At 73.7% G+C, this 22,815-nt stretch carries 16 protein-coding genes; 7 read left to right on the top strand and 9 right to left on the bottom strand.

Annotated features, from left to right (window positions below; translation table 11 throughout):
* Nucleotides 1–53: 53 nt before the first annotated feature.
* A complete protein-coding gene (gene cofD, locus D7044_RS27800; RefSeq protein ID WP_120690666.1) occupies nt 54–1,001 on the top strand; it encodes a 2-phospho-L-lactate transferase in 948 nt (315 codons plus the stop codon).
* On the top strand, nt 998–2,083 hold the full coding sequence (locus D7044_RS27805; RefSeq protein ID WP_120690646.1) for a coenzyme F420-0:L-glutamate ligase: 1,086 nt from the start codon (nt 998–1,000) through the stop codon (nt 2,081–2,083). Before cofD ends, D7044_RS27805 begins: the two co-directional genes overlap by 4 nt.
* A 51-nt stretch (nt 2,084–2,134) precedes the next feature.
* Here the strand turns inward: D7044_RS27805 and D7044_RS27810 are convergent, their stop codons facing one another.
* Nucleotides 2,135–3,127: an ArsR/SmtB family transcription factor gene (locus tag D7044_RS27810; RefSeq protein WP_120690647.1), complete on the bottom strand. Its 993-nt coding sequence runs from the start codon at nt 3,125–3,127 to the stop codon at nt 2,135–2,137.
* 419 nt (nt 3,128–3,546) lie between these two features.
* On the opposite strand from D7044_RS27810, the gene D7044_RS27815 reads away from it, so the two are divergent.
* Nucleotides 3,547–4,080, top strand: coding sequence for an NUDIX hydrolase (locus D7044_RS27815; RefSeq protein WP_411711005.1), 534 nt, complete (start codon nt 3,547–3,549; stop codon nt 4,078–4,080).
* On the opposite strand, the gene D7044_RS27820 is transcribed toward D7044_RS27815, so the two are convergent.
* Complete coding sequence (locus D7044_RS27820; protein ID WP_120673909.1) at nt 4,049–5,137, bottom strand: mannose-1-phosphate guanylyltransferase; 1,089 nt, start codon at nt 5,135–5,137, stop codon at nt 4,049–4,051. The genes D7044_RS27815 and D7044_RS27820 overlap by 32 nt on opposite strands.
* Nucleotides 5,138–5,189: 52 nt before the next feature.
* Nucleotides 5,190–6,335, bottom strand: coding sequence for a glycosyltransferase family 4 protein (locus tag D7044_RS27825; protein ID WP_120673278.1), 1,146 nt, complete (start codon nt 6,333–6,335; stop codon nt 5,190–5,192).
* A 151-nt stretch (nt 6,336–6,486) separates the two neighbouring features.
* Here D7044_RS27825 and D7044_RS27830 point away from each other — a divergent pair, with 151 nt between their 5' ends.
* A complete protein-coding gene (locus D7044_RS27830) occupies nt 6,487–7,176 on the top strand; it encodes a TIGR03089 family protein (RefSeq protein WP_120690649.1) in 690 nt (229 codons plus the stop codon).
* A 36-nt stretch (nt 7,177–7,212) separates the two neighbouring features.
* Here D7044_RS27830 and D7044_RS27835 read toward each other — a convergent pair whose 3' ends face one another.
* On the bottom strand, nt 7,213–9,198 hold the full coding sequence (locus D7044_RS27835; RefSeq protein ID WP_120690650.1) for an acetoacetate--CoA ligase: 1,986 nt from the start codon (nt 9,196–9,198) through the stop codon (nt 7,213–7,215).
* A 255-nt stretch (nt 9,199–9,453) separates the two neighbouring features.
* A complete protein-coding gene (locus D7044_RS27840; protein ID WP_120690651.1) occupies nt 9,454–9,972 on the bottom strand; it encodes an acyl-CoA thioesterase in 519 nt (172 codons plus the stop codon).
* Between the two features lie 23 nt (nt 9,973–9,995).
* Between D7044_RS27840 and D7044_RS27845 the strand changes: the two genes are divergently transcribed.
* Nucleotides 9,996–10,646, top strand: coding sequence for a hypothetical protein (locus D7044_RS27845; RefSeq protein ID WP_120690652.1), 651 nt, complete (start codon nt 9,996–9,998; stop codon nt 10,644–10,646).
* Nucleotides 10,647–10,735: 89 nt separating this feature from the next.
* Here the strand turns inward: D7044_RS27845 and D7044_RS27850 are convergent, their stop codons facing one another.
* Complete coding sequence (locus D7044_RS27850; RefSeq protein ID WP_120673283.1) at nt 10,736–11,899, bottom strand: acyl-CoA dehydrogenase family protein; 1,164 nt, start codon at nt 11,897–11,899, stop codon at nt 10,736–10,738.
* Nucleotides 11,900–12,144: 245 nt separating this feature from the next.
* Here D7044_RS27850 and D7044_RS27855 point away from each other — a divergent pair, with 245 nt between their 5' ends.
* Together D7044_RS27855 and D7044_RS27860 are read left to right on the top strand one after the other, a co-directional pair.
* Entirely contained in the window at nt 12,145–13,572 is a 1,428-nt protein-coding gene (locus tag D7044_RS27855) for a UDP-glucose dehydrogenase family protein (protein ID WP_120673284.1), read from the top strand.
* A 162-nt stretch (nt 13,573–13,734) separates the two neighbouring features.
* Complete coding sequence (locus D7044_RS27860; protein WP_120690653.1) at nt 13,735–18,642, top strand: SCO7613 C-terminal domain-containing membrane protein; 4,908 nt, start codon at nt 13,735–13,737, stop codon at nt 18,640–18,642.
* A 99-nt stretch (nt 18,643–18,741) separates the two neighbouring features.
* Here D7044_RS27860 and purE read toward each other — a convergent pair whose 3' ends face one another.
* The 3 genes from purE to D7044_RS27875 form a co-directional block, all read right to left on the bottom strand.
* Nucleotides 18,742–19,233: a 5-(carboxyamino)imidazole ribonucleotide mutase gene (gene purE / locus D7044_RS27865; protein WP_120690654.1), complete on the bottom strand. Its 492-nt coding sequence runs from the start codon at nt 19,231–19,233 to the stop codon at nt 18,742–18,744.
* Nucleotides 19,234–19,274: 41 nt separating this feature from the next.
* Nucleotides 19,275–20,450 carry a 5-(carboxyamino)imidazole ribonucleotide synthase gene (locus tag D7044_RS27870; RefSeq protein WP_120673287.1) on the bottom strand — a complete coding sequence of 392 codons (1,176 nt, stop codon included), beginning with the start codon at nt 20,448–20,450 and terminating at the stop codon, nt 19,275–19,277.
* A 130-nt stretch (nt 20,451–20,580) separates the two neighbouring features.
* On the bottom strand, nt 20,581–22,623 hold the full coding sequence (locus tag D7044_RS27875) for a thioredoxin domain-containing protein (RefSeq protein ID WP_120690655.1): 2,043 nt from the start codon (nt 22,621–22,623) through the stop codon (nt 20,581–20,583).
* Nucleotides 22,624–22,815 lie beyond the last annotated feature (192 nt).

Raw genomic sequence — 22,815 nt, forward strand, 5'->3', positions numbered from 1 at the left:
GTCTCCCGGGCCACCGGAGGACCGCAGGCGTGGCGTGCGGGAGGATGGTCGACATGCGCATCGTGGTTCTGGCGGGCGGCATCGGGGGCGCCCGGTTCCTGGTCGGCGTACGCGAGTACGCCCGTCAGGTGGGCGCCGAGGTGACCGCCGTGGTCAACGTCGGTGACGACCTCTACCTGCACGGGCTGAAGATCTGCCCCGACCTGGACAGCGTCATGTACACCCTCGGTGGCGGCGCCGACCCGGAGCGGGGCTGGGGGCGGGTCGGCGAGAGTTGGACGATCAAGTCGGAGCTCGCCGCGTACGGCGCGGAGCCGACCTGGTTCGGCCTGGGCGACAAGGACATCGCCACGCATCTGGTGCGCACCACGATGCTCGGCGGCGGTTATCCGCTCTCCGCCGTGACCGAGGCGCTCGCCACCCGCTGGCAGCCGGGCGTACGCCTGCTGCCGGCGACGGACGATCGGCTGGAGACGCACGCGGTGGTCGACCTCGACGGCGCCCAGCGGGCGATCCACTTCCAGGAGTGGTGGGTACGCCACCGGGCCGAGGTGCCGACCCACCGGTTCGTCTTCGTCGGCGCGGAGTCGGCGATGCCGGCGCCCGGTGTGTTGGACGCCATCGGCTCCGCCGACATCGTGCTGGTCGCGCCGAGCAACCCGGTCGTGAGCATCGCGCCGATCCTCGCCGTACCCGGACTACGGGAAGCCGTCACCGACGGCCCGGCGCCGGTGGTGGGCGTCTCACCGATCATCGGCGGCGCGCCGGTACGCGGAATGGCCGACCGGTGCCTGGCCGTGCTCGGGGTCGAGTGCAGCGCGGCCGGGGTCGGCGGCCTCTACGGCAGCCGGACGGCCGGTGGCCTGCTGGACGGATGGTTGGTCGCGGAGGAGGACGAGGGCACCCTCGTGCCGGAGGTGACGGTCCGCGCGGTACCGCTGCGGATGACCGACGAGGCGGCGACGGCGGCGATGGTCCGCGCCGCGGTGGAGCTGCGGTGAAGCTGGAGATCCTGCCGGTGCTCGGCATCGGCCACGTGTCGGAGGGCGACGACCTGGCGGCGCTGATCGCCACCGCGGCGCCCTGGCTGCGCGACGGCGACGTGCTGGTGGTCACCAGCAAGATCGTGTCCAAGGCGGAGGGGAGGTTGGTGGACATCCCCGCCGACGGGCCCGAGCGGCAGGCCGCCCGCGACGAGGTGTTGACCGCGGAGACCGCCCGGGTGGTGGCCCGCCGGGGCGCCACCCGGATCGTGCAGACCCACCACGGCTTCGTGATGGCCGCCGCCGGCATCGACGCCTCGAACGTCGACAAGACCCGGCTCGTGCTGCTGCCGAAGGACCCGGACGCCTCGGCCCGGGCGCTGCGCGCCGCGCTGCGCGAGCGCTACGACCGGAACGTCGCCGTGATCGTCAGCGACACCATGGGCCGGCCGTGGCGCAACGGGCTCACCGACGTGGCGCTCGGGGTCGCCGGGATGGACGCGATCCGCGACCACCGCGGCGAGACCGACCCGTACGGCAACGAACTCACCCTGACCGAGATGGCGGTGGTGGACGAGCTGGCCGGCGCCGGCGAGCTGATCAAGGGCAAGATCGACCAGGTGCCCGTCGCCGTGATCCGCGGCTACCTCGGCGCCACCCGGGACGACGACGGCGCCGGCGCGGCGGTACTGGTCCGCGACGCCGCACAGGACCTCTTCTCCCTCGGTACCGCGGAGGCGCGGGCCGCCGGCCTCGCCGCCGGGGCCGTCCTCGCGGACGGTCCGGGTGCGGAGCCGGCCGACCCGGACGCCGTCCGGCGGGCGATCGACGCGGTCGCGCAGGCCGTCGCGCCCGGGACGGTCTTCACCCTCGTCGACGAGGACGCATACCCGGGACTGGCCGCCACCGTCACCGGCTGGCCGTCGCGCGCCACCCGGCTGATCCTCGGCTCGCCGCCGACCCCGGTGAGCGCTCAGGATCTGGTCCGCTTCGGCGCCGACCTGCACCGGCTGCGGATCGCCCTGGCCGTCGAGGGAGTGCCGTCGCTGGCCCTGTCGCCTCCGGCGGCGAGCACCGCGAGCGCCGCCCTGGCCGTCTGACCGGTCCCGGGCCGGCTCCGCCACCGGCCCGGCGGCCTCGGTCCGGCGTTGTCAGGCGTCCAGGACCGCGCGGCCGAGCGGGGTCAGCGTGTGCAGCACCGTGTTGCGGTCCCGCTGACTGACCAGCAGCCCGGCGTTGCGCAGCACGGCCGTGTGCTGGCTCGCCGCCGCCGGTGAGATGTTCAGTCGCCGGGCCACCTCCCCGGTGGTGCAGCCGTCGTGGCTGGCCGCCAGCACCGCCGCCCGTGTCCGGCCGAGCAGCGCGGCCAGCGCCTCCCGGCCCGGGCCCGATCCGACCTCGGCGCCGGACGACCCCAGCCCACCCATCCGGTCCACCGGATAGGCCAGGACCGGCGGCAGCGCCGGGTCGAGCAACGCCACGGGGGTACGCGCACAGAAGAACGACGGCACGAGCAGCAGCCCACGACCGTCCAGATGCAACTCACGACTGTCCGGGTAGTCGTGCACCTCCAGCACACCCGAGTCCCAGCGCATGCTCGGCCGCAGGCTGCTCAGCAACCCCTCCACACCGCCGTCGAGCAGGGCCCGGGCCCGGCGGGTCCGGTCGGCCTCCACCGCGGCCTGGATCCGCCCCCAGTACGGGCTGATCGCCACCGACCGGTAACGCTCCATCGAGTCGGTCAGCGCCCGCAGCACCTCCGGCTCGCCTCTGGCCAGCGCGGATGCCGACGACGGCAGCGGATTCTCCCCGGCCAGCACGGCCAGGTCACGACGGAGCAGCGGGATGGGCGTGCTGCGGACCGCCTCCAGCCCCGCTTCGAAGCCGTCGACACTGGCGTACGGGGTGAGGAAGTCGGGGAAGTATCCCGTCGGCGGGTTCAACGCGAACAGCAGACGCAGCTGCGCGAAGGCGGTCTCCTGGCGCAGCCCGCGCGCCACCGTCCGCCGCCAGGTGGCCATCAGTGGGTCCCGGCCGCGACCTCGCAGGAGGTGCAGGCTGAGGACCAACTCCCAGACCGGGTCGGCGGCCGGGGCGACCCTGGTCCGCAGGACGTCCTCGCCAGAAAAGTAAATCTTCAACATGGCGCGCTCCAGCTCGCCCGGCAGGGGGGTGCCGGGCGACCATTTGCACTCTACCGGCCGGCACTTATCTCCATCTTTAAGCGTGAGCTGAAAAACCTCGACGTCCGCCGGGCGAGTTGGGCATGCTTCCAGTGCCCGCCGGTGTCGGCGCGTCCGTTGCGCAGCGCGGCCGGGCACCGGGGCCGGGGAGGACCGGCGGCCGGGCGGCGCCACGAGGGTCTGCGGCCCTTGCACCGCAGGGGTGCCACCCGGCCGTCCCGCCCGGCTGGTCAGGGAGCAGTGGCCTGCCAGCTCGATGCCCGATCTACTCGTACAGTGTCGGAATGCCCGATGCCCTGAACGACTCGCAGAGCAGCCCGGCCACGACCACGGTCGACGCCGAGGACAGGTACGCCGCGCTGCACGCCGACGCGACCGCGGTGCTGACCGACTGGCGTCCCACCAGCCCCGCCGCCGGGGCCGCGCGGGACCGCGTCCTGGCCCTGCTCACCGCCGGGCCGGTCGCGATGAGCCGGGAGCACCGCGCCGGGCACGTCACCGCGAGTGCGCTGGTGCTGGACCCGACCGGCAGCCGGGTGCTGCTCTGCCTGCACGGGAAGTTCCACCGCTGGGTGCAGCTCGGCGGGCACTGCGAGGCCGGTGACCGGACGCTCGCCGGCGCCGCGCTGCGCGAGGCGACCGAGGAATCCGGAATCGGCGGACTGCGGATCGACCCCGTCCCGATCGACGTGGACATCCACCCGGTCGGCTGCCAGGGCGGCTCGCTGCACTACGACGTCCGGTTCGCGATCCTGGCCCCGGCGGGCGCGGTGGAGCAAGTCAGCGACGAGTCCACCGCGCTCGGCTGGTTCCCGCCGGAGCGGCTGCCCGAGCCGCTGGCCGACGGGACCGCCCAGCTCGTCGCGCCCGCCCTCGCGTCGCTCAGACGTAGTCCTCTTCGCCCCGCTCCTTGAGCTCGTCGACCAGGGCCTTGACCTCCTGCGCCCGGTCCCGCGGGCAGACCAGCACCGCGTCGGGAGTGTCCACCACGATGAGGTCGTGCACGCCCACCGCGGCCACCAGGCGCCCCGAGTGCGGCACCACGACGAGGCCCGTGCTGTCCCGCAGCAGGACGCCCGGTTTGGCCGAACCGAGCACCACGTTGCCCGTGTGGTCGGCCGGCAGCACGTCGCCCAACGTGTGGAAGTCGCCGACGTCGTTCCAGCCGAAGTCACCGGGGACCGTCGCCACCCGCCCGGCCGTCGCGGCACCCTCCATGACCGCGTAGTCGACGGAGATCTTCGGCAGCGTGGGCCAGACCGCGCCCAGCACCTCGTCCTGCTCCGGGGTTTCCCACGCCGCCGAGATCGCGGTGACGCCGGCGTGCAGGCCGGGCTGCTGCCGGGCCAGCTCGGCGAGGAAGACGTCCACCCGCCAGACGAACATGCTGGCGTTCCAGAGGTGCCGACCGGAGCGGAAGTATGCCTCGGCCACCTCGGCGGCGGGCTTCTCCTTGAACTCGGCGACCATGCGCATCGGGCCGTTGCCCACCAGGTCGCCGCACTCCAGGTAGCCGTAGCCGGTCTCGGCCCGGGTCGGCGTGATCCCGACCGTCATCAGCATCCCCTGCTCGGCGCCGCGCATCGCCTCCCGCACCGTCTCCGCCCAGCGGTGCGGGTCGCCGATGAGATGGTCGGCGGCGAAGGAGCCCATCAACGCATCCGGGTCCCGCAACGCGATCACGGCCGCGGCCAGCGCGATCGCCGCGCAGGAGTCCCGGGGCGACGGCTCGACGAGGATGTTCTCCTCCGGCAGGCCGGCGAGCTGCCGCGCCACCGCCGTCACGTGCGCAGCCCCCGTGACCACCAGCGTCCGCTCGGGTGATGTCAGCGGCGCCAGCCGCTCCACCGTCGCCTGCAGCAGCGAGGCGGACGTTCCGGTGAGCGGGTGCAGGAACTTGGGATGCCCGGCACGGGACAGCGGCCACAACCTTGTGCCACTGCCTCCCGCCGGGATGACGGCATAGAGCATCAGCACATCATGCCCGACCGACGCACGTGCCAACCGGCGGTTTCGACGGACGTCAGGACCGGGCCCGCGTCCAGGCCGCGATGTGCACCTCGGCGCTGGACTCCCAGGTGAACTCCTTCGCCCGGTCGAAGCCCGCCTTGGCCAGCGTCAACCGGCGCGGCTCGTCGTCCAGCAGGGCGGCCAGATCGGCCGCCACCTGGTCGGGGCTCTCGCTGGTGTACGCCACGGCGTCACCGCCCACCTCGGGCAGCGAGAGCCGCGGCGTGGTGAGCACCGGGGCGGCGCACGCCATCGCCTCCAGGATCGGCAACCCGAAACCCTCCCCGTAGGACGGGTAGGCGGCCACCAACGCCCCGCCGAGGAAGCCGGGCAGGTCCGCGTAGCGCAGATAACCCGGACGCAGCAGCCGCAGGTGCGCGGGCACCTCGGCGACCGCGCGGTCGATGTCGTCGTCGTGCCCCTGACCACCGGCGATCACCAGTGCGGGCGGGTTCGGACGGTCGGCGACCGCTCGCGCCCAGCCCCGAATAAGGTTCGGGACGTTCTTACGCGGCTCCTTGGCGCCGAGGAAGGCGATGTAGCTGCTGCTGCCGAGCCCGAGGCGGGCGCGTACCCGAGCCTTCTCCTCCTCGCCGGGCGCGTGGAACGCGGCGTGGTCGACCCCGTGGTAGGCCACGTCGATCCGGGTCGGATCGGCGTCCAGCAGGCGGATCAGCTCGTCCCGGGTGGCCTTGCTCGGCACGATCACCCGGTCGGCCCGGCGCAGCGACGTCTTGATGGCGCTGCGGAAGAAGGTGCGACGCGACTTGTCGTAGTGCTCGGGCTCGGTGAAGAAGGTCGCGTCGTGCACGGTCACCGTGACCGGACAACCCGCGCGCAGCGGACAGGTGTAGAAGGGCGAGTGCAACACCTGCGCGCCGAGCTGCTGGGCCAGCATCGGCAGCCCCGTCTGCTCCCAGGCGAGCCGGGCCGGCCGGTGCGCGACCGCCGCCGGGGCCGGCACGATCTCGGCGCCGGGCAGCATCCGCGAGTAGCGCTCGAGATCGGTGCGGAGGCTCACCACCGCCAGATCCACACCCGACCCACAGACCTTGCCCAACGCTCCGAGCAGGCCGTCGACGTATCTACCGACGCCGCCACGGTCGGCGGGGACACTCGTGGCGTCGATGAGCACGCGGGGCGGGCGACCGGCGGTCACGGGGCGACTCCTTGCTGGCGGGTCTGTGGGGAACAACACTCCGGTGGCAAGCCTACGCCGCAGCCCACCTTCGACGCTGACTGCGACCCGACGGTACGCGTACTTGTCATCGCCATCAGGTACGGACGGCGGCGGCGTATCGTTCGCGCCGATGGCCGAGAACATTGCCCGGGTCTTCGCCGACGCGATCGCACCCGACCCGACCCGACCGCTGCTCACCTGGTACGACGACGCCACCGGCGAACGCACCGAACTCTCCGGCGCGACGCTGGCCAACTGGGTGGCCAAGACGGCCAACCTGCTCGTCGACGAGGTGGCCGTGGGGCCCGACGACAGCGCCGGGGTGCTCCTTCCGCCGCACTGGCAGACCGCCGCGGTGCTGCTCGGCTGCTGGTCGGCCGGGCTCACCGTGGCCGAGGCGCCGGGCCCGGTCGACGTGCTCTTCGCGGCCGTGACCCGGGTGACCGAGACCGACGCCTGGCCGGCCGGTGAGCGGTACGCGCTCGCGCTCGACCCGTTCGCCCTGCCGATGCGCGAGGTGCCCACCGGCTTCGCCGACTACGTGCTGGAGGTACGCGGCCACGGCGACCACTTCACCCCGCGCTCCTCGGGCGGCGCGGCCGACGCGGACCTGCTCGCCCGGGCGCGGAAGCGTGCGACGGAGTTCGGCCTGGCCGGGGGCGACCGGGTGCTGATCGACGTGACCCGTCACCCCGAGCCGGTGGAGTGGCTGCTCGCACCCCTGTCCGTCGGCGCCAGCGTCGTGCTCTGCGGCAACCTGGACCCGACCCGCCTCCCCGACCGGCTGGTCGCGGAGAAGGTCACCCGGACCGTCGCCTGACACCTCGTCCCCCGCGCCCCGTCGAGGCGCGGGGGCTCAGGCGGGGGTGGGGTCGTCCTGCGGAGCGCGCCGCTGGGCGAGCTGCGCGAAGGCGGTGAGCGACTCCGGGTTGGCGAGGGCTCCCGTGGCGGCCGCGCGGTCGACCGGCGTGCCGGTGAGGATCTTCTTGACCGGCACCTCGAGCTTCTTCGCGGAGAGCGTGCGCGGCACCGCGCGTACCTGGTGGATCTCGTCGGGCACGTGCCGCGGCGACAACGCGGTACGCAGCTCCCGGGCGATCTTCTTCCGCAGCTCGTCGTCCAGCTCCAGCCCGTCGGCGAGCACCACGAAGAGCAGCAGCTCGCCGGCGCCGCCCTCGTCGTCCTCCAGGTGCACGACCACCGAGTCGACCACCTCGGCCAGCCCCTCCACCACCGAGTAGAACTCGGCCGTGCCGAGGCGTACGCCACCCCGGTTGAGCGTGGCGTCGGAGCGACCGGTGATCACACAGCCGCCCCGGGAGTTGATCGTGATCCAGTCGCCGTGCCGCCAGACCCCCGGATAGACGTCGAAGTACGCCTCCCGGTAGCGGGAACCGTCCGCGTCGTTCCAGAAGCCCACCGGCATGCTCGGCATCGGCTCGGTGATCACCAACTCGCCCAGCTCGTCGACGACCGCGCTGCCGTCCGCCGCGCGCGCCTCGACCTTCGCCCCGAGCGCCCGGCAGGTGATCTCACCGGCGTGCACCGGCAGCAGCGGCACCCCGCCGACGAAACCGGTGCAGACGTCCGTGCCGCCGGAGAGGGACTGGAGCTGCAGGTGGTCGCCGACCGTCTCGTACACCCAGGTGAAGCCCTCGACGGGCAGCGGCGCGCCGGTGGAGCCGAGGCCGCGCAGCGCGGAGAGGTCGGCGACCTCCTTCGGGACCACCCCGGCCTTCCGGCAGGCCAGCAGGAACGGCGCGGAGGTGCCGAAGTACGTCGTGCCGGTCTCCTCGGCCAGCCGCCAGAGCGCGCTCAGGTCCGGGTGGCCCGGGTTGCCGTCGAAGAGCACGATCGCCGCACCCACCGCCGGCCCGGAGACCAGGAAGTTCCACATCATCCAGCCGGTGGTGGTGAACCAGAGGAACCGGTCGGCCGGGCCCAGGTCGTGGTGCAGGGCGAGCATCTTCAGGTGCTCGAGCAGGATTCCCCCGTGCCCGTGCACGATCGGCTTGGGCAGGCCGGTGGTGCCGGAGGAGTAGAGCACGTAGAGCGGGTGGTCGAAGGCGACGGGGGTGAAGGTGAGCGGCTCGTCGGTGGGCGCGGCCAGCTCGCTCCAGGAGATCGCCCCCTCGGGCACGGCCGCCGGGTCGAGGTAGCCGATGCCGACGGTGTGCCGCAGCGACGGCAGGGCGGCCCGGATCGCGGCCACCTCGGCGCGCCGGTCCACCGCCTTCGGGCCGTACCGGTAGCCGTCGACGGCGACCAGCACCGTCGGCTCGATCTGCTGCCACCGGTCGGTGACGCTCCGCGTGCCGAACTCGGGCGCGCAGGAGGTGAAGACGGCGCCGAGGCTGGCCGCAGCGAGCAGGAGCACGTACGTCTCCGGGATGTTCGGCGCGTACGCCGCGACCCGGTCGCCCTCGACGACTCCCAGCCGGCGCAGCCCCGCGGCGACCCGCCGGACCTGCTCGCGCAGCTCGGCGGCGGTGAGGGTGACCGGCGGGCGGGTCTGCCCGTGCGCGATCACCACCGGGTCGGCGTCGAGGCGGCCGGGCATACGCAGCACGTTCTCGGCGTAGTTCAGCGTCGCCCCGGGGAACCACCGCGCCCCGGGCATGCCCCGGCCGGTCAACGTGGCGGTCGGCGGCGTGTGCGCCACCACCTCGAAGTGGTCCCAGATCGAACGCCAGAACGCGTCCAGATCGGTGACCGACCAGCGCCACAGCGCGTCGTAGTCGGCGAAGTCCAGGCCGCGGTGTTCCCGCAGCCAGCGCAGGTACGCCCCGATCCGGGACCGCTCACGTACGTCCTCCGGCGGCGTCCACAGCACGTCACCCACTGCTCTGCCCTCCCCTGGCCCGGACACGACTCTGTGCGTGGGCCGTGGCGCCATCTTGCCTTAGAGGGTGGTTGAGCCTTCTCAACCACCCTCTTACGTCGAAGCGCCATTCTCCGCACCCGCCGCCCCGGAAGGGGCGTGGCCGAGCCACATGCCGGGGCGGCCACCGGTGTGGGCGACGGCCGGCGCACTCACACCTCGGCCGCCGGGGCCCGGCGCCACGGGGAGAGTCGGGCCGGAGCCCCTGCGCGGGGGTCAGCCGGCGCGATGGGCCTGGATCGCGCGGCGGCGGGCCAGCCGGTGCGCCCGCCGGATCTCCGCCTCCCGGAAGCGCCGCTCGTCCTCGACCGTCTCCGGCAGCACCGGCCGGACCGGGCGGGGCGCGCCGCCCACGTCGACGCTGACGAACACCAGGTACGCGGTGGCCACCCGCAACGGCTCGTCCTCGGCCGAGTCCCACCGCTCGGCCACCACCCGGACCCCGACCTCCATCGAGCTGTGACCGGTCCAGTTCACCTGGGCGTGCGCGTGCAACAGGTCGCCGACCCGGACCGGCTCGGAGAAGACGATCTCGTCGATGGCCGCGGTGACCGCCGTTCCGCCGCTGTGCCGGGCGGCGGCAGCGCCCGCCACGTCGTCCACGAACTTCATCAGCACGCCACCGTGCACGGTGCCGTACAGGTTGACGTCCACTGCGGTCATGATCCGGCTCAAGGTGACCCGGGAGTACGACGTCGGCTTGCCCGCCGGCGAGGTGGAGGGGTGCTCGTTCATGACGAAAACGGTACGGTGCGCGGATGCGACATCTCTGGAGCTTCCTCGCAGGGTTGGTGGTGGCGCCTGTCACCTGGGTGCTGGTCACGCTCGGGCAGGACGGGTCGAGCGGCACGATCGGCCGCTGGGTGGAGATAGGAAAGTTCAACACGGCCAACCTGATCGAGCCGGCCGTCTACCTCGCTGCCGGTGGCATCCTGCTGGGCCTGCTCGGCACGCTGCGTTTCTCGCCGGTCGGCCCGCTGCTGGCCGGGCTGCTACTGGTCGTCCCGTACATCGGGATGTTCGTGGCGCCGTACGAGGTACGCGACCGGATCCCGGACGGGTGGAAGGTGCTGGGCGACCCGCTGCCGCTGCAGGTGCCGGTGGAGAACGGCACACTCTTCCTGATCGGCACGATGCTGATCATGGCGGCGTTCAGTCTGCAGCGTTGGCGGGCCTGGCCGGCACCGGCGAGCGAGCCGGCGCCCGCCGAGTCGGAGAAGAGCACGGAGAGCGACGTAACGCTCACCGACTGGCCGCCGGTGGCCTCGCCGGAGCGGGACACCGCCGCCCCGATCACCCTGGCCTACCCGGACTCCACGCCGACCGAGCCGCTCCCCCGGCGCACCGGCGGGGAGTCGCCGTGGTCCGCCCCGCCCCGTAAGCCGGAGGACAGCCCCGGCATCCGCTGACCCGTGGGCGGGCCGGCACCGCCGGCCCGCCCCCGACCCGCCCCGACCCGCCGCCGAGCGGCGGGCCGGGTTCGACGAGGTACGCCGCGTCAGCCGCGCAGCAGCTGGCGGGCCATCACGATGCGCTGCACCTGGTTGGTGCCCTCGTAGATCTGGGTGATCTTGGCGTCCCGCATCATCCGCTCGACCGGGTAGTCCCTGGTGTAGCCGTAGCCGCCGAGCAGCTGCACCGCGTCGGTGGTGATCTCCATGGCCGCGTCCGAGGCGAAGCACTTGGCCGCCGCCCCGAAGTACGTGAGGTCGGCGTCACCACGCTCGGACTTGCCCGCCGCCGCGTACGTCAACTGCCGCGCCGCCTCCAGCTTCATGCCCATGTCGGCGAGCATGAACTGGACACCCTGGAACTCGGCGACCGCCTTGCCGAACTGCTTGCGCTCCTGGACGTAGCCCTTGGCGTAGTCGAGCGCGCCCTGCGCGATGCCGAGCGCCTGCGCGGCGATGGTGACCCGGGTGTGGTCCAGGGTGCGCATCGCGGTGGCGAAACCGCTCCCCTCCGCACCGATCATCCGGTCCACGGGGATCCGCACGTTGTCCAGGTAGACCTCGCGCGTCGGGGAGCCCTTGATACCGAGCTTCTTCTCCGGCGCGCCGAAGCTCACGCCCGGATCCGACTTCTCCACCACGAACGCGGAGATGCCCTTCGAACGGGCGGACGGGTCGGTGACCGCGAAGACGGTGTAGTACTCGGAGACCCCCGCGTTCGTGATCCACCGCTTCACACCGTTGAGCACCCAGTGATCCCCGTCACGCACCGCCCGGGTGGTCATCGACGCCGCGTCGCTGCCGGCCTCCGGCTCCGAGAGGCAGTACGAGAACATCGCCTCGCCGCTCGCGACCGGCGTCAGGTAGCGGCGCTTGAGCTCCTCCGAGCCGGCCAGCAGCAGCGGCATGGTGCCGAGCTTGTTCACCGCCGGGATCAGCGAGGACGCGGCGCAGGCCCGGGCCACCTCCTCGATCACCACCGCCGTGGCCAGCGCGTCCGCGCCGGCGCCGCCGTACTCGACCGGGATGTGCGGAGCGTGGAAGTCCGCCGCGCGCAACGCGTCGTAGGACGCCTTCGGGAACTCACCGGTCTCGTCGGCCTCGGCGGCGTTCGGCGCCACCTTCGCCGCACAGACCTCCCGGACCGCCTCGCGGATCGCCTCGTGCTCCTCGGGCAACCGGTAGACGTCGAACGACTCCTCTGCGGCCATGCCGGCCCCTCCCCTTCACCGCTATCATGCGCAGTCTGTACCGTCTCCTGACCGCGGACCGCGCAGACTGAAGGATAGCGACCAAGGTTCAGGTACAAGTTACCGCGGCGTAGGCTCGTTCTCGACGGGTAACGCCGCCGCCCGGCAACCATAGAAAGACGAGCAGTGCCCTCCGGTGCCCGGCCAGGCGCCGCAGCAGTAGCGACGCGACGGTGCGCCGCCCAGTGCGAGCGGAGAAGACAGGCGTGACGATTCCGTACCCCAACAGCCAGCCGGTGCATCCCATCGCCGCGGTGACGCCGCCGTCGGGCGCATCCCGGCCCCGGGTGACCTTCCTGGGCACCGGCTACCTCGGTGCGACCTACGCCATCTGCTACGCGGAGCTGGGCTACGAGGTGCTCGGCTTCGACGTCGACGCCGACAAGATCGCAATGCTCAACGCGGGTCAGGTGCCGATCCACGAGCCCGGCCTCGACGAGCTGCTCCGGCGCAACCTCGCGGCCGGCCGGCTGCGGTTCAGCACCGACATCGCCGAGACCGCCGACTTCGGTGACGTGCACTTCATCTGCGTCGGCACCCCGCAGCGCGCCGACGGCATGGGCGCCGACCTGTCGTACGTCGAGGCGTCGGTGACCGGCCTCGCGCAGCACCTCACCCGCAAGGCGCTGATCGTCGGCAAGTCGACGGTTCCGGTCGGCACCGCCGAGTGGGTGGAGCAGCTCGTCGGCAAGCACACGCCGGCCGACCTCGGGGTCGAGGTCGCGTGGAGCCCGGAGTTCCTCCAGGAGGGCTTCGCCGTCGACGACGTGCTCCGCCCCAACCGGATCGTCGTCGGCGTGAAGAGCGAGTGGGCCAACGGCATGCTCTACGCCGCGCACAAGGGCGTCTTCGACCTGGCCGCCACCGAGGACCGCGAGGTGCCGCTGGTGGTGACCGACTTCGCCACCGCCGAGCTGGTCAAGGTCGCCGCGAACGCCTTCCTCGCCACCAAGATCTCCTTCATCAACGCGATGGCCGAGGTCTGCGAGGTCGCCGGCGGCGACGTCACCCAGCTCGCCCGCGCGATCGGCTTCGACCCACGGATCGGCAACCGGTTCCTCCAGGCCGGTCTCGGCTTCGGTGGCGCCTGCCTGCCCAAGGACATCCGCGCCTTCCAGGCCCGGGCGCAGGAGCTGGGTGCCGGTGAGGCGCTGCGCTTCCTGCACGAGGTCGACCTGATCAACCTCCGCCGCCGTACCCGCGTGCTCCAGCTCGCCGCGGACCTCCTCAGCCGCCGCACCGGCCCGGCCGGCCCCGACCTCTCCGGCACCCGGATCGCCGTGCTCGGCGCCACCTTCAAGCCCAACACCGACGACGTACGCGACGCCCCGGCGCTCGCCGTCGCCGGGCTGCTGCGCAAGGCCGGCGCGGACGTGCACGTCTTCGACCCGCAGGGCATGGAGAACGCCCGCCGGGCGATGCCCGAGCTGACCTACGAGAGCACCATGACCGAAGCGGTGACCGGCGCGGACCTGGTCTGCGTGCTCACCGAATGGGCCGACTTCCGCAACGCCGACCCGGTCGCGCTCGGCGAGCTGGTCGCCGGCCGCAAGGTCGTCGACGGGCGCAACTGCCTCGACCCGGCACTGTGGACGCAGGCCGGCTGGGAGTACCGGGGCATGGGTCGCCCCTGATCAGGATCGCCACGACGGCCGGCCGCGGAGCTACTCCGCGGCCGGCCGTTTCCTCTCCCCGGCCGGCTCGTTTGTCCTGGACCCGCCGACAACTGTCGAAAATCGCGCCGGATTTGGGCATGCTGCGACAGTGAGGGTCCACAGTGCGGGTGGGGGGATGTCGTGGCGACCTTTCAGTGCTCGGCGTGCGGTCGGGAGATCAAACCAGCCGACCGGTGCCCGCACTGCGGCGCCGACCAACCACAGTGGGTCGAGCACCTGGCGGAGATCGAGCGGTCCATCGCGGAGATGAAGGCCCGCGAGGCCGCCATCGCCCGGGAGCAGCGGCAGATCGCCGCGAAGATGCAGGCCGCCCTCTTCCAGCGGGACATCCTCGCGCACGCCGGCGAGGAGCGGACCAAGCAGGCCACCCGACCGCACCGGGTGCTGCGCCGCCGTCCCGGCCGGCGTCCACCGACCGCCGCCACCGGCGCGCCACCCCGCGTCCCCCGGCAGGGCACTTCACCCGGCTCCGCCGAACCACCGCCGCCGCCACCGCCGGTGACCTGGCTGGACGTCGACGACCCCGAGCACCCGCCGGAGGCCTCCTCGCGGGAGGTGCAGAACATCCCGCTCGGGCTCGGCGCACTGCTGCTCGGCGTGGCCGCGGTGGTCTTCGCCGCGGTGGCGACGAGTTCGATGGACGCGCTCGTACGGCTCGGCATCCTGCTCGTCGCCACCGTGCTGCTGCTGCTCGCGCCACCGGTGCTGGCCCGGCGTGGGCTCACCTCGACCGCCGAGACCATCGCCACGGTCGGTCTGCTGTTGGTGCCGCTCGCCGGGTACGCGCTCTGGGCGGTGGACCGGATCGGCAACGGGGGCGCCTCCGGCACGGTCTTCGCCGGGCTGATCCTCCTGGTGACCGCCGCCGTCTCGATCGGCTACGCCGCCTGGACGGGGCTGCGCGCACCCCGCTTCGCCACCGTGCTCGCCGCCCAGCCGGTGGTGCCGCTGCTGGCGTACGACCGGATCACCGGACCTTCCGGCTGGGCCCTGGCACTGACCGTGGTGGCGCTGCTCGACCTCTGGCTGGCCCGCTCCGCGGTGGCCGTGGAACGACCGGTCCGGCGCGACCTGCCGGAGCCGTCACCCACCTCCCCGGCAGCCCCGCCCGCGCCCCGGCAGCGCCCCGCCGAGACCCGTCCCGAGGGCGCGCCGGAGGAGGCCGGCGAGACCGTCGCGGCAGCGGATCCGGCGGCCGTCGACGCCCGGCCCCGTCCGGTGCCGGGGCTACGCGGGCTGACCTGGGTGCTGCACGGGATCGCCGTCGCGATCGCCCTGGCGTACGCGGTGACCGCCCTGCTCCGCGCGAGCACCGTGCCGGCGGCCACCGCCGCCGGGCTGGTGTTGCTGCTCGCCGCGGTCGTCGGGATGGCCGGAGCCCTCGCGCTGCGCCGCCCGCCCCTGCCGGACCTCGGCGCGGGCATCCTCACCCTCGCGGTCATCGGCGCGTTGAGTCGGGTCGCCTCGGTGGCCCTGCCGGGTCGCGCGCTCCTGCTGATCGCGGCGGTCATCGCGATCACCGGCCTGGCCGTCCGGGCCCTGCCGGAGGCGGCCCGACGCGGCCCGCAACTCGCCTCGGCAGTGGCGCTCACGGTGAGCGGGCTGCTGGTCGCCGGGAACGCGCTGCGCGCCGGGGTCGCACCGGTGCGCGCCGCGCTGCCCGCCTGGACCGCCGACCTCGACCGCTACCCCGCCGAGCTCGCCGCCGCGGTCGGCCCGGCCGCCTGGCAGCTGGCTGCGAGCGCCTTCCTGCTCACCGTCGCCGCGGTGCTGGCCCTGCCGCCGGAGATCCGCCGCGAGTTCGCGGTGGCGGGCGCGGCGCTGACCGCGCTGGCCGTACCGGCGTCGTTCGGTCTGAGCTGGACGGTCGCGCCCTGGCCGATGGTGCTGGCGGCGGTCGGCCTCGGCGTGGCCGGCCTCTCCGCCCGCACCCCACGGGCCGCGCTGGTGCACGGATTCGGCGCGGCGGTGGTCGGCCTGTTCGGGGCGGGCGCCGCCCTGGCGCGGCCCACGCTGACGGCCGCCGTGCTGGTGGTGCTCTTCCTCGCGGGCGTCCTGGTCGCGGTGGCCCCCCGGATCCGGATCGCACCGGCACCGGCCGACATCGTCTCGGCGTGGGCGGCCGGCGGCGCGGCGTTCGCCCTGCCGGGGGCGGTGGCCGCGTTCGTCGCCGCCACCACCCCGGCGGATCCGACTCCCACCCCGGCGAGCCTTCGTGAGGCGACCGTCCCGGTGCTCGCGGCGGCCTTCCTGGCGGTGTGCGTGACCCTCGGGTACGCGGCGATCGTCCAGGTGTCGCAGCGGCACATTCCGGCGCCGCTCGCCGTCGGCACCGGGCTCGGCGCGCTGGTGGTGACGGCAGCCGCGTTCGGTGCTCCCGGGGCCACCGTGGCGGACGCCTGGGTCGGCGCGCTGCTGCTGGTCGCCGCGGTGCTGCTCTTCCTGGCCCCGTCGATCGACGCGGGCCGTCGCTCCGACCGCACCGTGGACGGATCGGACCTCGCGGCCGCCGCGGTGACCGCCGCCCTGATCGCCACGTTGGTCCGGATCGCGGCCGTGCTCGCCCCCGGCGGGCAGCTCGCGGTCACCGCCGCACTGGTGCTCGTGGTGGCCGTGGCGGCACGGGCGATGCCCGAGGAGTGGCGGCGCGGCCCGATCCTCGGCATCGCCGTGGGCGGCCTGCTGATTGGTCTGGCGGCCGGCTGGATCGCGCTGCGCGGCGGGGTCGGTGTGCTCGCCACCCCCGGTCCGATCTGGAACGGTGATCTCTCCGACTGGCCGGCCGCGCCCACCGGAGGCTCCACCTGGCAGGCGCCGATCGCCCTGGGGCTGCTCGCCCTCGCGGCCGCCGTCCTCCTGCCCCGACCGTGGCGCTACGACGTCGCCGGCGTCGCCGTGGTGCTGGCCACCATCGGCGCGCCGGCCGCGTTCGCGTTGCCGTGGTGGTCGCCGGTCCTGGTCGGGGGCATGGTGGCGGCCGTCTACGGGATGGCCGCCACGGCGTCCTTCGATCCGCGGGCCGCGCTTTCCCGGGCGACGGTCGCCGGGGTGGTGGCGCTGCACGCCGCCGGCGCCGGACTGGTCCGGCCATGGACGACCGCGCTCTCACTCTTCAGCATCGCGCTGATCGGCGTCGTGGTGGCCGTGCTGGCCCGCAATCTCGCCGGAACGCTGGTGGAGGACGTCGAGACCGAGGGCATGCCATCGCACCTGGCGCAGATCGGCGGCGCCGCCGCGGGCGCCACGTTGCTCGCCCTGCCCGGCGCGCTCGCGGCGCTGGCCGCCGAGTTCGGCCACTCGGCGCAGGTGGTGCTGACGGCGGCGCTCGCCGCGTCCAGCCTCGGGCTCGCGGCGGTGGCGGCGGCCCGCCGCCGCATCCCGCAGTACCTGCCCTGGGCCAGCGTGGCCGTGGTCGGTGGCGCGACCATCAGTGCCCTGGCCGCGTTCCCCACCGGCCTCGCGGTCGGCGTGTACGCGGCCGCGGCAGCGCTGCTCGGCGTACTTGCCGAGCTGGTCCGTGCGGCCACCGTTCCGCCGACCGGCGCGGCACAGCCGGTACGACGGTGGTCGGTGCTGCTGGACGGGGCGCTGCGCCGGTTCGACGGCCCGGAACAGCGCCGTTGGCGGGTCAGCCCGGCCGCCGGGGCGTTGGCCGCGGCCGTGCTCCCCACCGCGCTGGCGCTCGCCTCGATCGCCGAGGCCCTGGCGGTGGCGCTGGTCGAGCCGCACCGGACGCTGACCCGGATCTGGCAGGGCCCACCGCCGGAGCTGCTCACCCCGCCGCCGGGGGCGGCGGATCCCACGCACGTGCTCACCGCGCTCCTGCTGACCGCGACGGCGACGCTCGCGGCCACCGGCTTCAGCGGCGGTCGGCGTGCGCGAGCGGTACCGGTGGTGCTGCCGGGCGCGGCGATCACGCTGCTCATCGCTCCGACAGCGTTGGGCAGCGGCTGGCCGGCGAGCGCCCTCGCCGCGCTCGCCGTCTTCACCATCTCGATGCTCGGGCTCGCCCTGACCCCACCTCCGCCGCTGGTCGAGCCGGCCCGCTCACTACGCCTGGCCCGGGTGCTGGTCTTCGTGATCGGCCTGGCGGCGGGCGGTGCGGGACTCGCCGGCAGCCTCGCCACCCGGGAGCTGACCCTCTTCACCCTCGGCGGAGCGGTCGGCGTCGGTACGGTGGCCGCGCTCTTCGGCACCACGCAGCGCGCCCGGATCCTGGGCTGGCTCTTCGCCTCGCTGATGGCGCAGCTCTTCGTGCTGACAGCCGGTCTCGTCGCCGGACTGGCCGCGGTCTGGTCGGCGTTCGGGGTCCTCGCGGTCGGCGCCGCGTTGCAGGTCTTCGCCGCCATGCTGCCCCGGCTGCGCCGTCCGGAGGCGCAACGCGAGGCGGCCACGGTGGAGTGGAGCGCGCACGCGGCCGCGCTCATCGCGCTGGCGCTGGCGTTCGACTCGCCCCGGCACATCGCCGCGCTGCTGGCGGCGTGGGGCGCGGTGCTCGGGGTGGCCGCGACGCGACCCAACCGGCGGCCGGTGGAGCGACGGATCCTGTTCTGGGCGGTGGTGGTCTGCGAGATCACCGCCTGGTGGATCCTCATGCGGGTCGCCGACGTGGCGCTGCCCGAGGCGTACACGCTGCCGTTCGCGGCGCTGGCTCTGCTCGTGGGGGTGCTGGAGCTGCGTCACCGCCCCGACCTGAGCAGCTGGGTGGCGTACGGTCCGGCGCTACTCGCCGCGTTCGTGCCGAGCCTCGCGATCGTGCTCGCCACCGGCTCGACCACGCTCCGGCAGGTGCTGCTGCTGCTCGGCGCGGTCGCGGTGCTCGTCTTCGGCTCGTCGAGCCGGCAGCAGGCCCCCGTGATCGTCGGCGCCACGGTCACCGCGATCACCGCGATCCACGCGCTCTTCGCCTTCGGTCCGTGGCTGGCGCTGATCCCGGTCGGGATCCTCCTGCTGGTCCTCGGGGCGAGCAACGAGCGCCGCCGCCGGGCTCAGGAACGCCTGCAGACCGCGCTGCGCGGCATGCGATGACATCGGAGGGTCACAACGGGCGCCGTCGAGTGTGAGCAGAGCACGCCGGGCCGGTGCACGCCCTGCGCCGCCTTCGGCCGGTGCAGGGCTCAGCGCGGGTCAAGAGAGGCTGGCCTGCAGCTTCGCGTCCTTCTCGTTGATCATCTGCTCGAGGTTCTCCTGGAAGGAGGCCATCCGCCCACGCAGTTCGAGGTCGGTGGCGCCGAGGATGCGGACCGCGAGCAGGCCGGCGTTGCGGGCGTTGCCGATCGACACCGTGGCGACCGGGATGCCCGCCGGCATCTGGACGATGGAGAGCAGCGAGTCCATCCCGTCCAGGTGCTTGAGCGGCACCGGCACACCGATCACCGGCAGCGGGGTCACCGAGGCGACCATCCCGGGCAGAGCGGCGGCGCCGCCGGCCCCCGCGATGATCACCTGCAGGCCCCGCCCGGCGGCGGCCTGGCCGTACTCGATCATCTTCACCGGGGTGCGGTGGGCGGAGACCACGCCGACCTCGTAGGAGACCCCGAACTCGTCGAGGACCTCGGCGGCGGCCTTCATGGTCGGCCAGTCCGAGTCACTACCCATGATCAAACCGACGGCGGTCACGCTCTTCTGCCTCTCATCGACGGAATCGGAAGCCCGTCCGCTCACTCGCGACCCTCGCGCAGCCAGCGCGCCGCGCGTACCGCGCGTGCCCGTACGTCGTCCAGGTCGTCACCGAGCACCGTGACGTGTCCGATCTTGCGGCCCGGGCGGACCTGCTTGCCGTAGAGGTGCACCTTCGCGCCCGGCTCGGCGGCGAAGAGGTGGTGCAGCCGCTCGTCGATGGAGATCCCGCCCGGCTCACCGCCGAGCACGTTCGCCATGACCACCACCGGCGCGGCCAGCGAGGTGTCCCCCATCGGGTAGTCGAGCACCGCGCGCAGGTGCTGCTCGAACTGCGACGTACGGGAACCCTCGATGGTCCAGTGCCCGGAGTTGTGCGGCCGCATGGCCAGCTCGTTGACGACGATGCCGGGCCGCCCCGAGGCGTCGGTCACCTCGAAGAGCTCGACCGCGAGCAGGCCCACCACGCCGAGCGAGGTGGCCAGGTCGATGGCGAGCTGCTGGGCGGCGAGCGCCACGTCCTCCGGCAGGTCCGGCGCCGGGGCCAGCACCTCCACACAGATGCCGTCGACCTGCACGGTCTCCACGACCGGGTACGCGGCGACCTGCCCGAACGGCGAGCGCGCCACCTGGACGGCCAACTCCCGTCGCAGCGGCACCCGCTCCTCGACGATCAACTCGGTGCCACCGGCGAGCAGCGTGGCCGCCAGCTCCGCGGCCTGCGCCGCGTCGGTCACCATCCAGACACCCCGGCCGTCGTACCCACCGCGGGCGGCCTTGAGCACCACCGGCCAGCCCGTCTCGGCACCGAAGGAGACCAGCTCGTCCGGCTCGCCGATCGGCCGCCAGGCGGGCACCGGAGCGCCCAGCTCCGTCAGCCGCTCCCGCATCGCCCGCTTGTCCTGGGCGTACCGCAGCGCGTCGGCCGGCGGGTAGAGCGTCGCACCCTCCGCCGCAAGGGTGCGGATGTGCTCGTTCGGCACGTGCTCGTGGTCGAAGGTGACCACGTCGCAGCCCTTCGCGAAGGTGCGCAGCGCCGCGAGATCGGTGTGATCGCCGTACTGCACGTCCGCGGCGACCAGCGCGGCACCGTCGTCCGGGGCCAGGGCGAGGACGTGCAGCGACTGGCCGAGGGCGATCGCGGCCTGGTGGGTCATCCGGGCCAGCTGGCCACCACCCACCATGCCGACAACAGGCAGACCGGTACGGGAATCCATAGCGGCGCAAGCCTATCCGGGCGGCTGCTCAGGGCCGCCTCCGGATGGCGAATCGCACGTTCGGCCGCCGCGACGGGCCGGAGGCCACCGGAGCCTGCTAGCCCCGGCAGCCCGGCCCGGCCGGCCTCGCTCAGCGCCGGCCGAGCTGCGCCACCAGGTCGTCGACCTCGTTGACGGGGCGCTCGCAGACGAAACCCCGGCAGGCGTACGCGGTGGGCCGTCCGTCGACCATGGGACGCTCGGCGAGCAGCGGCACCCCCGGCTGGTCGCTGCGACCCGCCACGATCACCGCCCCGGGCGGCGCGTGCCGGTGTGCTGCCGAGAGCAGCGGCTCGTCGTCCGGCTGGTCGGTCACCACGGCGATCTCGTACGGCCCGGAGACGAGCGCCTCGCCGACCGTCGCCGCGTACCCGGTGAAGCGGGCGTGCCGGGCGACGATCGGCGCGACGGTGGCCAGCGCGGCCTCCGCCGCCTCCCGGTACCGCGGCTGGCCGGTCAGCGCCGAGTACGCCACCAGCGCCGCGACGATCGCCGAGCGGCCGGAGGGGGTGGCGTTGTCGGTGGGGTCCGCCGGCCTGGTGACCAGCCGTTCGGCGTCGTCGGCGGTGTCGTAGAAGCCACCGCCCGGAGCGGCGAACCGGTCCAGCGCGACGTCGAGCAGCTGCCCGGCCAGCTCCAGCCAGCGCCCCTCCCCGGTGAGCTGGTGCATCGCGCAGAACGCCTCGGCGACGCAGCCGTAGTCCTCCAGGACGCCCGCGGGCTCGCCGACGACGCCGTCCCGGGAGACGCGGCGCAGCCGCCCGTCCACGATGTGCGCGGTCGCCAGGTGCTCGGCGGTGTCGCGCATCGCGCCGTCGGTCACGATGACGACGCCGTCCATCAGATTGACGTCCTCCTCGTCCGGGTTCGCGTAGACCCTGGCGACCTGCTGGAACTCGGCGAGCGCGGTGACCGCCAAGCCGTTCCAGGACGCCACCACCTTGTCGTCCCGGGCCGGCTGCGGACGCGTGTCCCGGGCCGCCAGCAGCCGACCGACGACGCCCCGCCAGCGGGCACGGATCTCCGGGTCGGCGTCGTCCACGTCGCGGGCCAGCTTCAGCACGCTGGCACCGTGCTCGAAGGTGCCGGACTCGGTGACACCGAACAGGTCGGCGGCCCAGCGGCCGTCCTCCTCCCCGAGCGCCTCGACGAGCTGCTCCGGCGTCCAGACGTAGGTGAGGCCCTCGACGCCCTGGGTGTCCGCGTCGAGGGCGGAGGCGAAGCCTCCCCCCGGCCGGTGCAGCTCGTCGGCGAGGAACCGGGCGACGTCCCGGGCCACCCGCCGGGCCAGCCGGTCTCCGGTCAGCCGCCAGAGCTGGGTGTACGCCCGCAGCAGCAGCGCGTTGTCGTAGAGCATCTTCTCGAAGTGCGGCACGGTCCAGTGCGCGTCCACCGAGTAGCGGGCGAATCCACCGGCCAGTTGGTCGTAGATGCCGCCCCGAGCCATCGCCTCGCAGGTGTGCCGGACGATCTCCAGACTCCGCGCGGAGCCGGTGCGCTGGTGGTGGCGGAGCAGGAAGAGCAGGTTCATGTGCGGCGGGAACTTCGGCGCGCCGCCGAACCCGCAGTGCGTCTCGTCGTACTCCGTGGCGAGCTGTGCGGCCGCCGCGTCGAGCAGGTCGGCCTCCAGCGGCGCGGTGGGACCGCCCACGGCCTGGGCGCCGCCGATCGCCTCGACCACCGCGGCGCCCTGGCGCACCACCTCCTCCCGCTGGTCGCGCCAGGCGGCGGCGACCGACTGGAGCAGGCGGAGGAAGTTCGGCTTCGGGAAGTAGGTGCCGCAGAAGAACGGGGTGCCGTCGGGCGTGGCGAAGACGGTCATCGGCCAGCCGCCCTGGCCGGTCATGGCCTGCGTGGCGGTCATGTAGACCGCGTCGACGTCCGGACGCTCCTCCCGGTCCACCTTGATCGAGACGAAGTCGGCGTTCATGACGGCGGCGACGGAGTCGTCCTCGAACGACTCGTGCGCCATCACGTGGCACCAGTGGCAGGCGGCGTAACCCACCGAGATGATCACTGGCACGTCGCGGCGGCGCGCCTCGGCGAACGCCTCCTCGCACCAGGGCCACCAGTCGACCGGGTTGTCGGCGTGCTGGAGCAGGTACGGGCTCGTGGCGTCGGCGAGTCGATTCACCTGACGACCATAGCCAGGCGACCCGGGGGCTAGGAGGCGCCGTCGGCCCGAAGCGGGAAGACGTTGGGCGGGCCTCGTCCAGCAGGGTGCCGAGGACCGCGCCAATCTTGTCGGCCGGCATGGGCTTGAAGAAGTGGTAGCCCTGGGCCGCGGTGCAGCCCAGCTCGGCCAGGGCCAGCCGCTGCTCGGCGG

The organism is Micromonospora musae (genome assembly GCF_003626635.1).
GTDB classification, from domain to species: domain Bacteria; phylum Actinomycetota; class Actinomycetes; order Mycobacteriales; family Micromonosporaceae; genus Micromonospora; species Micromonospora musae.

Coding starts and splice junctions, on each gene's coding strand:
- cofD (WP_120690666.1), top strand. CDS start 54: ATGCGCATCGTGGTTCTGGCGGGCGGCATCGGGGGCGCCCGGTTCCTG.
- D7044_RS27810 (WP_120690647.1), bottom strand. CDS start 3,127: ATGTTGAAGATTTACTTTTCTGGCGAGGACGTCCTGCGGACCAGGGTC.
- D7044_RS27820 (WP_120673909.1), bottom strand. CDS start 5,137: ATGCTCTATGCCGTCATCCCGGCGGGAGGCAGTGGCACAAGGTTGTGG.
- D7044_RS27830 (WP_120690649.1), top strand. CDS start 6,487: ATGGCCGAGAACATTGCCCGGGTCTTCGCCGACGCGATCGCACCCGAC.
- D7044_RS27840 (WP_120690651.1), bottom strand. CDS start 9,972: ATGAACGAGCACCCCTCCACCTCGCCGGCGGGCAAGCCGACGTCGTAC.
- D7044_RS27845 (WP_120690652.1), top strand. CDS start 9,996: ATGCGACATCTCTGGAGCTTCCTCGCAGGGTTGGTGGTGGCGCCTGTC.
- D7044_RS27850 (WP_120673283.1), bottom strand. CDS start 11,899: ATGGCCGCAGAGGAGTCGTTCGACGTCTACCGGTTGCCCGAGGAGCAC.
- D7044_RS27870 (WP_120673287.1), bottom strand. CDS start 20,450: ATGGATTCCCGTACCGGTCTGCCTGTTGTCGGCATGGTGGGTGGTGGC.